The organism is Paenibacillus marinisediminis, assembly GCF_054343325.1.
The window spans coordinates 170,648-182,758 of sequence record NZ_JBTGUH010000003.1; the positions used below are offsets into that span (position 1 = coordinate 170,648).

At 46.6% G+C, this 12,111-nt stretch carries 11 protein-coding genes; 4 read left to right on the forward strand and 7 right to left on the reverse strand.

What is annotated here, in order from left to right; all coding sequences use genetic code 11:
- Positions 1-28: 28 nt before the first annotated feature.
- A complete protein-coding gene (locus tag ACXX53_RS10120; protein ID WP_458568522.1) occupies positions 29-589 on the reverse strand; it encodes a hypothetical protein in 561 nt (186 codons plus the stop codon).
- 222 nt (positions 590-811) lie between these two features.
- On the opposite strand from ACXX53_RS10120, the gene mutT reads away from it, so the two are divergent.
- Complete coding sequence (gene mutT / locus ACXX53_RS10125; RefSeq protein WP_458568523.1) at positions 812-1,816, forward strand: 8-oxo-dGTP diphosphatase MutT; 1,005 nt, start codon at positions 812-814, stop codon at positions 1,814-1,816.
- 73 nt (positions 1,817-1,889) lie between these two features.
- On the opposite strand, the gene ACXX53_RS10130 is transcribed toward mutT, so the two are convergent.
- Positions 1,890-3,638, reverse strand: a complete 1,749-nt coding sequence (locus ACXX53_RS10130) for a glycoside hydrolase family 2 protein (RefSeq protein ID WP_458568524.1) — start codon at positions 3,636-3,638, stop codon at positions 1,890-1,892.
- 216 nt (positions 3,639-3,854) lie between these two features.
- Between ACXX53_RS10130 and ACXX53_RS10135 the strand changes: the two genes are divergently transcribed.
- On the forward strand, positions 3,855-4,775 hold the full coding sequence (locus ACXX53_RS10135) for an ArsR/SmtB family transcription factor (RefSeq protein ID WP_458568525.1): 921 nt from the start codon (positions 3,855-3,857) through the stop codon (positions 4,773-4,775).
- A 704-nt stretch (positions 4,776-5,479) separates the two neighbouring features.
- Positions 5,480-5,878 carry a VOC family protein gene (locus ACXX53_RS10140; protein ID WP_458568526.1) on the forward strand — a complete coding sequence of 133 codons (399 nt, stop codon included), beginning with the start codon at positions 5,480-5,482 and terminating at the stop codon, positions 5,876-5,878.
- 86 nt (positions 5,879-5,964) lie between these two features.
- On the opposite strand, the gene ACXX53_RS10145 is transcribed toward ACXX53_RS10140, so the two are convergent.
- Genes ACXX53_RS10145 through ACXX53_RS10165 form a run of 5 tightly spaced genes read right to left on the reverse strand, consistent with a single transcriptional unit; the run spans position 5,965 to position 11,080 of the window.
- Positions 5,965-7,104, reverse strand: a complete 1,140-nt coding sequence (locus tag ACXX53_RS10145; RefSeq protein WP_458568527.1) for a M20 family metallopeptidase — start codon at positions 7,102-7,104, stop codon at positions 5,965-5,967.
- 16 nt (positions 7,105-7,120) lie between these two features.
- On the reverse strand, positions 7,121-7,936 hold the full coding sequence (locus tag ACXX53_RS10150; RefSeq protein ID WP_458568528.1) for an ABC transporter permease: 816 nt from the start codon (positions 7,934-7,936) through the stop codon (positions 7,121-7,123).
- Complete coding sequence (locus ACXX53_RS10155; protein WP_458568529.1) at positions 7,933-8,796, reverse strand: ABC transporter permease; 864 nt, start codon at positions 8,794-8,796, stop codon at positions 7,933-7,935. The genes ACXX53_RS10150 and ACXX53_RS10155 overlap by 4 nt, the downstream gene beginning before the upstream one ends.
- 4 nt (positions 8,797-8,800) lie before the next feature.
- Positions 8,801-9,910: an ABC transporter ATP-binding protein gene (locus tag ACXX53_RS10160; protein ID WP_458568530.1), complete on the reverse strand. Its 1,110-nt coding sequence runs from the start codon at positions 9,908-9,910 to the stop codon at positions 8,801-8,803.
- Positions 9,911-9,943: 33 nt separating this feature from the next.
- Positions 9,944-11,080, reverse strand: coding sequence for an ABC transporter substrate-binding protein (locus ACXX53_RS10165; protein ID WP_458568531.1), 1,137 nt, complete (start codon positions 11,078-11,080; stop codon positions 9,944-9,946).
- 234 nt (positions 11,081-11,314) lie between these two features.
- On the opposite strand from ACXX53_RS10165, the gene ACXX53_RS10170 reads away from it, so the two are divergent.
- Positions 11,315-12,070 (forward strand): IclR family transcriptional regulator, encoded by a 756-nt coding sequence (locus ACXX53_RS10170; protein WP_458568532.1) that lies wholly within the window; start codon positions 11,315-11,317, stop codon positions 12,068-12,070.
- Positions 12,071-12,111: the final 41 nt, after the last annotated feature.

The window sequence follows — 12,111 nt, forward strand, 5'->3', positions numbered from 1 at the left end:
AAGATTTGTGTTAGTAGGTATATATTGGTTAGACGCAAGGTATGAGCAAAAAGTTCCAATTGATGTTTAGGCACGATTCGAAAGTGTTCAATTTGTTATTGGAGAGGGCTATACCAATGAGGTTCATAGAGCAATAAAATTCTAACTTATCAAGACTGAATTCATTTGTGATCTTGTATGAATAATTATCTTTTGTTTCGTTATCATGCAATAAGATTTCCTCACTTGAAACAATAAAAGCCAAAAATAGCTTTCCGTTTTTCCCTATAAAATTAAGTTGATAGTTTGGATATTCAGGAAAACCATGTAAAGAAGCATCACTCCTTACTTGGATTTCAGGAAGTGATTTTATGACGAACTCTATGTCTTTTTTATCGGTAAAGCGAATATCACTATAGTCTTTGCTGTCTGCTGACATGAACTTTTGTATAAAAATAGACTCAATTTCTTTTTCCTTAATATGCTCCCGAAGTAAATCGTTAAATGAAAAAGTCGTCTGTGCATGATTTGAATGATAAAGTAAAATTCCTATTATACTAATGATCAATATACCTGCAATAATAGAGATTGGCTTTTTGAATTTTGACATTCTGTCCCCCCTTTTTATAAATGGAAAATGTACAACCACATTGCATTTTACCAGAAAATACAAACTACAGAACTACTTAAAGTCCTATTAGTCATTGTATTGAGAGCAAATGATGGTAATGGAGCTGCAATTTACAGTAAGATAGGTGTATTCCAATAACAATTTACAGCTTTGAGCTCATCATCATAAAGCTTGTTGGCTGAACAATAGGAGTGAATGAACTTGATCCAAGTAGCGGCAGCAATCATTGAGAACGAAGAAGGGCAGATCCTCATCGCACGACGTCGCGCGGGTAAGTCGCAAGCCGGCATGTGGGAGTTTCCGGGTGGAAAGCTGGAGCAGGGGGAATCCGCTGAAATGTGTTTGAAGCGAGAGTTGGCCGAGGAGATGCAGATTGAGATTGAACCGTATGAGCGGTATGGAGCGAATAGTCATCAATATGGAGACGTGCTCATTCAGCTTATTGCTTATAAAGCCCGATTCGTGAGGGGCTCAATCAAGTTGATCGATCATGATGAATACCGATGGGTGCGGCTTAACGAGCTTCTGGAGTATACATTTGCACCGGCAGATGTGAAATTTGTAGAAATGCTGGTTCATGAGGGTACTGACAGCATAGTCAAATCTACATTAAAGCAAGCCTATAACACTTTTGCTCAAGCAAGAGAAGCAACGAAGCTTGTGGCATGGAAACAGGAAGAACGTGATGTCGTCTTGTCGACATGGAAGCGTGAAGGGATCAACAAGCTGCTGGAGATTGGAGCAGGGCCGGGCAGAGACAGTTTATTTTTTCAACAGCAGGGATTGGATGTATTGGCTATTGATCTATCGGATGAAATGGTTGCTCTCTGTCAACAGAAGGGTGTGCCTGCGAGAGTGATGGATTTCTATCAACTCAAGTTTCCTGATCATACATTCGATGGCATCTATGCGTTGAACTGCTTGCTTCATGTTCCTAAGGCGCGTCTTGTTCAGGTGCTGCTGGAGATTAAGCGTGTGCTTAAACCAGAAGGTCAGTTCTACTTAGGATTGTATGGCGGGGACTCAACAGATGGGATCTGGGAAAATGATTCATATGAACCGAAGCGTTACTTCGCGATGTATCCGGATGAAGATATACTGCGCATCGTGAGAGAGCATTTTACGGTGTTGGACTTTCACACTCGGAGTATGGGTGAAGAAGCACCGCATTTTCAATCGATGATGTTGAGAAATGATCGATTCTAACAAAAGCTAAACGGCCTTAGTCCTTTGAAATTCAGGACGAAGGCCGCTTAATTTATTTGTACTATCAGTTCACTTAATCCTCAATTGCCGCTTTTTTCGAATTTATAGCGTGAATGACCTGTGGATCGAATTTGGATCTTCTATCATAGGTGTACAGGCCGTTGACTTCCTGTTCCACATCATACAGCTGCGTGTAGCAGAAGCCGAACATATATGGGTTATTGAGCAGCGTTGAGGTAAGACCTTCGTAGCGCGCGAGGAATTCCTCTTCGCTCTTCGGCCGCTCTCCGTACCCCCAGTCTTTATCGTTTTGCTGGTTCGGGTTCCACCAGATACCGCCGTACTCACTGACGAAATAAGGCTGGCCCTCGTACTTCTGACGTTCTGGGAATGTATTGAACACTTCGCCGCCTTCAGCCATAGGCGCATATCGAGCGCGGAAAGATTCCGTATTCTGATCGTAGTCATGGACATCGTAGATATCGGTCACAACATGAAAATTGCCGCTTGTATCTATGACAGGGCGAGTCGGGTCGATCGCTTTGGTTGTTTCATATACGATTCGCAGCACTTCGTTGTTCTGGCGTGCGCCGTTGCCATCATCCCATGTCTCATTAAATGGGCACCAGCCGACCAAGCTCGGATGGTTGAAGTCGCGTTCAACGCCTTCGATCCACTCCGGTAAAAACTGCATAAGCCCTTCTGAAGTAGAGATATTCAATCCCCAGTTGGCGTGCTCGCCCCATACCAGGTATCCTAGCTTATCCGCCCAATATAAGAAGCGCGGCTCGAACATCTTCTCGTGAAGTCTTGCTCCGTTGAAGCCAAGACCTAACGATATTTCAATATCGCGCTTCAAATCATCATCCGATGGAGCGGTATAGATACCGTCTGGATAAAAGCCTTGATCAAGTACAAGGCGTTGAAATACCGATTTTCCGTTGATTCGGAACGCCATACCGTCGAGATGGATAGAGCGCAAGCCAAAATAGGAGTTAGCTGAATCGATTGTTGAATCGTCGCTAACTATTTTTAATTTCATATCGTAAAGCTTAGGCGAGCCTGGTTGCCACAGATGAACGTCAGATAAAGGAAGCGTAAGCTTAGCCAATGAACTGCTAAGCTTTACAGATGCCGAGCCAGCTGGCTTGTCCTCGAAGGAAGCTTCACATGTAAGCTGAAGACCGTTCACTGCGCCTTTAAGCTTCGCTTCCACATGAATGCAAGCATTTTCGGGATCCGGCGTCATGCGGAAGGACGAGATATAAGTTTGAGGCACGGATTCAAGCCATACTGTCTGCCATATGCCGGTTGTTCGAGTATACTCACAGCCATGCGATTGATAAGCGGCGGACTGTTTGCCGCGCGGCTGCAAACCTGATCTAGTGTCATCTTCAGCATAAACCGCAATCGTATTGTCACCCTGCTTCAAGGCGTTCGTGATATCGAACGAGAATGAAGAGTAGCCTCCACGGTGCGACCCTACAAACTGCTCGTTCACCCAGACTTCTGCCTTGTAATCAACAGCTCCGAAATGAAGTAAAGTTCTATTGCCAGACCATTCTTCAGGCATGGTGAAGCTTCGTTTATACCAGACAGCATGCATGAAGTCGGTATGGCCGATGCCGGATAATTCGCTTTCGGGACAGAACGGCACGGTGATCGACTGGTTTAACTTCACTTTATCATACTGATAACCGCGTGCCTTTCCGCTGCGTCCTTGATCGATCTCAAACTGCCATTCACCGTTCAAATTCATCCACTGATCACGAATAAATTGAGGTCGCGGATGTTCTGGTCGTGGGATGTTGGTCATAAGCATAAGAACCCTCCATTTACATGACTTAAAAGTTAATGTATTAGTGAAAAAGAACTAAAAAAGAACTATACACTGTCATACTAGTTTTGTTTATAGTATCTGTCAATATAAATCGTCCGCATAATATAAGGGTTTGCTGTAAAATTGAGAACTTCTTGTTTTCGTTAACTTAAAAGTTATATAATAGTCTTAATTGTGAAGAGGAAAGGGAGCAGTACCATGCAAACCATCGAAGTAAACAGCGATAATCTTTCATTTCTAGAGTGTTTATCATCGGGAACCCGAATTCGAATCATTGAACTGTTGAATGATAGACCGATGAATATCAGCGAACTGGCCGAGGTGCTGGACGTTTCCTCCGCAATCACTACGAAGCATATCCAGAAGCTGGAGAGTGCAGGGATTGTAGCCTGCGAGAGCACTGGAGGCAAGAGAGGCAGGCAGAAGCTGTGCTCGCTTCAACTAGATGCAATTAACCTGCAATTTAGATCAAGTAAGCCGCAGCCTAAGAAGAGCTATACCTTCTCGATACCAGTCGGACAATATAGCGCTTTTGAGGTGAATCCGACATGCGGTCTTGCATCTGAGTCGAAGATGATCGGCATGGTCGATGATCCGCGTTATTTTTCAGATCCCGAACATGTGCAGGCGAAGCATCTATGGTTCGGCAGCGGATGGGTTGAATATGGTATTCCTAACTTCTTATTGCGAAACCAAGAGCTCAAGCGGCTGGAAATATCACTCGAGATCTGCTCAGAGGCACCAGGCTTCAATGAACGCTGGCCTTCGGATATTAGTTTCTTCATCAATGGAATCGAAGCTGCCATGTGGACATCTCCAGGTGACTTTGGCAGCAAGCCGGGAATATATACGCCTGATTGGTGGAATCAAGGTACTCAGCATGGTCAGCTCAAGACGCTGATCGTTACAGAAGTGGGCACCTATATAGATGGTGTGCAGGTTTCCGATGTGACGACACGAATGCTGGGCATCGAGTTCAACAAAGAGTTGACGTTGCGCATCGCATCGCTGATAACAGCAGAACATTGCGGGGGAGTATCGTTATTTGGCAAAGGCTTTGGCAATTACGATCAAGAAATAGAAGTTAACATGTACTATTCAACACGAAACCATCAATGAACGACAAAAGCAGCGAGTGAAGATAGGAATTTTTTACATTCAACACGTTAATATTTTTCATAGCTGATTAAAAACGTGGATGTAAATGATTGAATCCAAATGTACAGTTTTGATTGCATATGCTTGTACCAAAACGCTTGAATTATCAATGAGAATCATGTGTCTATTTGATCGAATAGACGCTATTCATTTACTGTGTACATCTTTAAGTTAGCATTTATAGGTTATGCCCGTTACAGCGGGCGAGAATCGCAAGTTTAGGTAAGAAAACGGGGAATAACCGTGTTGCAAAGACAAGGCATTGCAAAGATGGAGAGGTCAGAGCGAGATAACAGGTATTTACCCCGTTACAGCGGGCGAGACTCGCAAGTTTAGGTGAGATAACTGGGAATAAACGTGTTACAGAGTCGAGACACTGCAGAGATGGAGAGGTCAGAGCGAGATAACAGGTTATTATCCCGTTACAGCGGGCGAGACTCGCAAGTTAGGTGAGATAACTGGGTATAACCGTGTTACAGAGTCGATTCATTGTACATGTATATTCAACAGAAATCGCATAACAGTCGTAGTTCGCCTGATTAGGTGTAGCTACAAAATACCTTGATAACTACCTCTATTGGTTTCGTTACTCTTACAGGATCATAAACCAAATTATGGTATGATTATATTGGATGTAAAATCATACATATTTAGGTGGGATACCAATGATTTTTGAAATGACTATACAGGTTCGGGTTTCTAACATTAAGGAAGGGCTAGAGTGGTATGAAACACTGCTTGATAAGAAGCCTGACATTATTCCACACGATGGATTTGCCGAGTGGGAACTCATTCCTGGTTGTTGGTTGCAGGTCGCAGAAGGAACTGTTACAGAGGGTAGTGGACCATTACGTTTAGGAGTTACTAATATTAAAGCTGAAAGAGATAGACTTGTAGAACAGCTAAAGATTGATAGTTTTGAAATACACTCAAGACCAGAAGTTTCAGTGAAATGGGGAACTTTCACAGACCCTTGGGGAAATCGGCTTGGATTTTTTGAATACTTTGATAAGAGCGAGGAACAGGAACGGATTAAAACAATCATTGGAGCGATAGAAGTTTAGAATAATGTTTTGTAATAAAATGAAAAACAGCTAACCCTGATGAAGTAAGACTGCTTGGGTTAGCTATTTTTCATTTCAAAAGGACGTTATAATCTCTCCATGATACCGGCTAAGAGCGCTGCTCGCTTCGGCATCTCATCGATTCTCACGTATTCATGCAGAGCATGGGCGCCGTCTCCGCGAGCACCGAGTCCGTCTAAAGTGGGAGTGCCGCACGCCGCGATGAAATTGCCGTCACTGACTCCGCCGGTGCTCGTTTCGTGAAGCGTAAGGCCGAGCTTCTCCAGCGCGGTTGTCTTAGCGATGTGGAATAACCGCTCAATCGCTTCGGTCCGTTCCATAGGCGGACGATTCATATGCCCATTCACACGTAGGCGGGTCTCGGAGTGAAACGGCACTAGTTCCTTCATCTTCTGCGCCATCATCTCGAAATCTTCCATCGTCTGCACACGTATGTCAATCAATGCTTCTGCATTAGCTGCGATCACGTTGGATCCGATCCCACCGTTCATCACCCCGACATTCACATGAACTCCGCGCTTAGGATCGGACAATTGGTGAAGGTACAGAATTTGCCGCGCCATCTCTTCGATCGCGGATACACCTGAAGCCGGGTCAACCCCTGCATGAGCCGAGCGTCCTTCTATCACCAGGTGATAGCGGCCGTTGCCTTTGCGGGCCGTCTTCAATGCGCCGTCGGGCTCGAGCGGCGGCTCCAGGATGAGCGCGGCTGAGCTCGCTCTGGCATGCTGTTCGATCCAGGAGCGGGAAGTCTGGCTGCCGATCTCTTCATCGCTGTTGATGAGCAGCACGAAGACTGTATCCGCAGGCAGACGATTCATCTCCTGGAGCACCTTCAGCGCAAATATCGCTTGAATAATGCCCGCCTTCATATCGACAACGCCTGGCCCATAAGCATAATCGCCATCGATCCGAAACGGTCTGCGCTCCGCCTCGCCGGCGGGCCATACAGTATCGGCATGCGCGACCAGCAGGATACGGCGTGAACTGCTGCTGCCTACATAGACCTCCAAGCGATCCGCATATTGCTCATTCGGGATGCGGATCACTTCGGCATCCAACCACGCTCGGCAGGTCGCTTCGTACCAATCGATCATCTTATCGGTTAAGCGTTTATCCTGTGATGGCGAATCCATATTCACGCTTTGCTCTAAGAGCCGGAGCATGTCGGGCAACAGCTGCTCCAGCCTCGTTACGATTTCCATAGCCGATCTACCTGCCTTAATGAGCGTGTGAATTGGAGCCGAACAAGCGATCCAAGCCGTATACTCGCTCTAAGATGAATATGAACACTAAACTCAGCAAGATCACGATCGATGAGATCGAAGCGACAAGCGGAGTCAGCGATTCTTGCATATAGCTGAAGATGGCCATCGGCAATGTTGTCGTCGATGGAGACACCATAAACAGCGACACCGTCACATTGTCAAATGAAGTTAAGAATGCAAATACCATGCCAGAGAACACTGCTGGTCGAATGATTGGGAATGTGATATCCCAAAACGTTCGGAGCGGATTGGCACCCAATATGGAGGCTGCTCGCTCAAGCGTGTAATCAAAGGTGCTTAACCCTGTATACACCAACCGCACCACATAGGGAACGGATATGAGAATATGAGATAGCAGCAAGCCGATAAAGGTGCCCGCTAATCCAATGCGAGTAAAGAACAGAAGAGCAGCGATACCGATGATCAGGGATGGTACGGTCAGCGGGGACATCAACAGCGAGTTGATGACTCCAGCTCCACGCGGTTTATACTTATGAAGCGCAAGCGCAGCAAGCGTACCGATAATCGTAGCGATCATGGCTGTGACGAAAGCCAGCTTCAAGCTGAACCAGAACGAATCGACGAATTCCGGGCGATCGAATATCTTCACATACCATTGCAGCGAGAACCCTTCCGGTGGAAAACGCAGCGCGCCTGTTGATGTGAAAGATGTCGGTATAATGATAAGGAGGGGCGATATGACCATCAGCACGACGAAAAAGGTGATGATTCCGGTCACGGTAGGCCAACGTTTCTTCTCATGAATCATGATGAAAATACCTCCTTATACCGCTTCGTTTCGACCAGCTTCGTGAATATCGTGACTAAGAGTATCGTCGAGCCTAATAATAGAAATGCGATGGCAGCGCCGAGAGACCAATCCAACGAGGCCATCATTTGCTCATACGCCAGCACAGGAAGCACTTTGACCGATGTTCCCCCCATGAGAGCGGGAGTTACGAATGAGCTCATGGCCAGACTGAACACAAGCGTTGTTCCGGCGAATACCCCAGGCATGCTGAGCGGCAATGTAATGCTGAAAAATTGTTTAGTTCGCGATGCACCCAAAATCCCAGCAGCCTTGTAGAGAGAAGAGTCAATGGCATAAAGGCTGGTTGAGATCGCGAGCACCATGTATACGATCAATGAATCGGTTAAGCCGATAACAACTCCAAGCTCGTTGTAAAGCAAACGCAGCGGTTCTGAGATGATCCCTAGCGACATCAAGGTGTTGTTAATGAAGCCGTCATCTCCTAGAATAACAACCCATCCGAAGTTTCGGATGACTACGCTGATGAGATGAGGGGAGATGATCAGGAACGTGATAAGACCGCGCATCTTCGGTGCAGCCTGCGCCATGTACATAGCGACCGGATAACCTAATAGCAGGCATACCACAACGGTATACAGACTGAGCTTCACGGTGCGCCATAGAATCTGCAGGTAGTAGGAATCTTGGAATAGATGGGCATATGATGCCAAAGTCCATGCGCCACTGCCCATATCTTCGCGCAAGCTGATCATCAGCATGTAGATCATCGGAAGTACGAATACACCTAGGATGATGATAAGTCCCGGAACGAGCAGAAGCATTGCGATCAAGCCCTTGGATCGCTTCAATTGGGGCATGAGATTATGCCTCCTTCCGCGGGAAAACATTGACTTGATGCGCATTCCAGCTTAACTTGACCGGCTCGCCTTCAGAGAAGCTGACGTTAGGCGAATAATGGGTGCGCACGGTGATGATATGGCCGCCAGCATCTACAATGACCTCGATGAATGAGCCAAGGAAGGATAGCAATTTTACAGTGCCGTTGATAGAATTGACATCTGTTATTTCAGAAGTTTCTTGCACGTTTCCGACTTTCTCCAAGCTAATGTACTCAGGCCGAACATATACATTGACCTCGTCTCCTGAGTTAAAGAGTCGGTCATTGCGCTTGGCGGTGAAGGTCATTCCTTCCGTTGTCTTAAGCCGCCAGTGATGTTCATCCCCACCAGTAATGACAGCTTGGAACCCATTCGACTTGCCTACAAATTCATGCACAAACGCTGTTGCCGGCTTCTGGTAGATGTCTTCAGGTGTGCCGATCTGTTCCACCTTGCCATGATCGAGAACGACGATGCGGTCGGACATGTACATCGCCTCTTCTTGATCATGGGTTACAAATATCGTGGTAACGCCGATCTCCTGCTGCAGCCGCTTGATCTCCTCGCGCAGCTCCTCGCGAAGCTTGGCGTCCAGATTGCTGAGCGGCTCATCTAGCAGCAAGAGCGAGGGCTCCGTGACAAGCGCGCGAGCAATCGCGATGCGCTGCCGCTGCCCTCCGGACAGCTGCTTCGGATAGCGGTCGGTCAAGTGCGGAAGCTTGACCACATCCAACACCTTCCGCACTCTCGTCTCGATATCCGACTTCGACACCTTGCGCAGCTTCAATCCATAAGCCACATTTTCAGCTACCGTCATATGAGGGAATAAGGAATAAGTCTGGAACACCATGCCGAGATCACGTTTATTGGCAGGCACGCCGTTCATCGGTTTGCCCTTGATGATCAGCGTACCTTCATCAGGCTCCAAAAATCCCGCTAACATATTCAAGGTGGTCGTCTTGCCGCAGCCGGACGGACCTAGAAAGGTAACGCATTCACCGCGCTCCACTTGTAAATTGAAATTGTCCACCACTGTCGTGCTGCCGAAGCGCTTTCGGATTTGATGCAATTCAACGTCATAACTCTTCGTCATATGTGTTCCTCCGATCCTTATGATCCGATAAGCTTATTTGCCTACGAGCGGCGCGATTTCTTTATTGAATGTTTCCAGCCATGCCTTCTTATTGTCACTGATCGTGGAGTAGCTGAAGTTTACGATCTTGTTCTTGTCAAAGTTAAGCAGCTTGCCAATGTCGTCCGGCAATGTCACATCAATAACCGGGTTGTAGTACAGCTTCGTTGCGAATAGGGATTGCACTTCTTCTGTGAGCAGGAAATCGATAAATGCCTTTGCTGCTTCTTGGTTCTTCGAGCCTTTCACGATAGATGCTACGGTTGGCACCACGTTGGCGCCTTCCTTCGGAATGACGAATTCCAGCTCGACACCGGCATCCTTCTGCACGATGCTGCGCGCCATCGTCCATGCTGTATAAGCTGCCGTGTTGTTTTGCAGGTTCTGCTGAATCTGAGCCGCAGTCTTCGCGAAGGTAGGCATATAAGTTGCAATCGTTTTCAATTTCTCAAAACCAGCAGTCATATCGGCTTCGGAGCCACCGTTAGCGTACGACATCATGATCGTGGCAGAGCGACCGAAGTTGCTCGACATTTCGGTGAGTGTAATGTTGCCTTTCATTTCAGGGAGAGCCAGGTCGTTCCAGGATTGTGGAATCGGGAGATTCTTCTCCTTGACCAGCTTAGGGTTGTAGGAAATGCCCATAGGTGTATAGTTGATGGTTACGCCGCTGTTCTCTGTCACCTTGAATTGATCGCTTATTTTGGACATGTTAGGAATCTCAGCAGGGTTCAGTGCTTCCCACAAGCCTTCAACACGTCCTGCTTCCTGCTCGCTTCCTTCGATAAAGGCGATATCAATCTGAGCGGAACCTTGCTGAGCCTTGACCTTAGCTACGATGTCCGTCGCAACACCCGCGACATAAGTCAGTTTGACATCGGGATACTTCTCGTTGAATTTCTTGAAAATTTCATCTTTGAACAGTTCTTCGACTGTAGCGCCGTTGCCTGCAAAGACGAGCTCGCCTTTGATCGCAGGTGTACTGTCAGTTTTGGTTTCGTTGGATGCAGTAGGTTTTGATGCAGGAGAGTCTGAGTTGTTAGTAGAGGTTTTCGTTCCTCCGCATGCGGTAAACAGTGAGGTCATAAGAGTTAAAGCGAGAATGATAGAGGCAAAGCGACGTGTCTTCATCAAATAATCTCCCCTTATTAAATTGTTCACTATTAGAGAACGATGTTTAACAATAGTGAATATTGTTTTTGATTTTACCACAGCAACATGGTATATTCAATCGTGTTAGCAATGAAATTAATCACATTTTCTCATTGAATATTTGTATAAACTGACATTATTCTTTCTTGAAAATGGAATTGACCCTCATTGTTAGCTGACATATAGAACATGAATGCTAGTAGGAGGCTGTACATGGATCATTTGTTGACATCCGTGCAAAAGAGCTGCAGATTGCTGAAATTGTTTCTGCGAGACCAGAGAGAATGGGGAGTAACTGACATAAGCAAGGAGCTGCAATGGTCGAAAGGCGCCGTCCACAAGATGCTAGCCACATTGGAAAGCGAAGGATTCATTAAGCAAAATGTGCATACCCGTCAGTATTCGCTTGGTTATACATGTCTAGAGCTTGGCAATCGAGTGAAGAAGAATAATGATTGGGTTAGCATTGCTCGTCCGTATCTGGAGCGAATTGCGAAGGAGACGAAGGAATCGGTCTGCCTGTGCGTCCGTGAAGGACATGACGCGATCTATATGGATAAGATTGATTCTCCTTTACCCATTCGTTTTATTATTGATGCCTATCGCCGCTTCCCTCTCTATGCTACCAGCGCATCGCGTGTTATTCTGGCGTACAGCCCGGAAGAGGTGAAGAAGCGCGTATACGCGGAGCCGATCGCGGCCTTCACGGAGCATTCGATGAAGAGTGAAGATGAGCTGCGTAAACGGATCAGCCGCATCGAGAAGCAGGGGTATGAGATCAGCTCGAATCTGCGCAATGTCGGGGTAACCGGGATTGCTGCCCCGATCTATGACGCAGACGGACAAGTGAATGCTTCCGTCAGCTTGGTTGGGCCGAGCGATCGGGTAGATCCGCACCGTGAGGAATGGATTCAGACTATATTGACCGCCGCTGCTGAAATATCTCGGCTGGTAGGCTACCGACAGTAAGCGGTACATGAATGTTTAGAAGACGATAATTGAATTTGCAT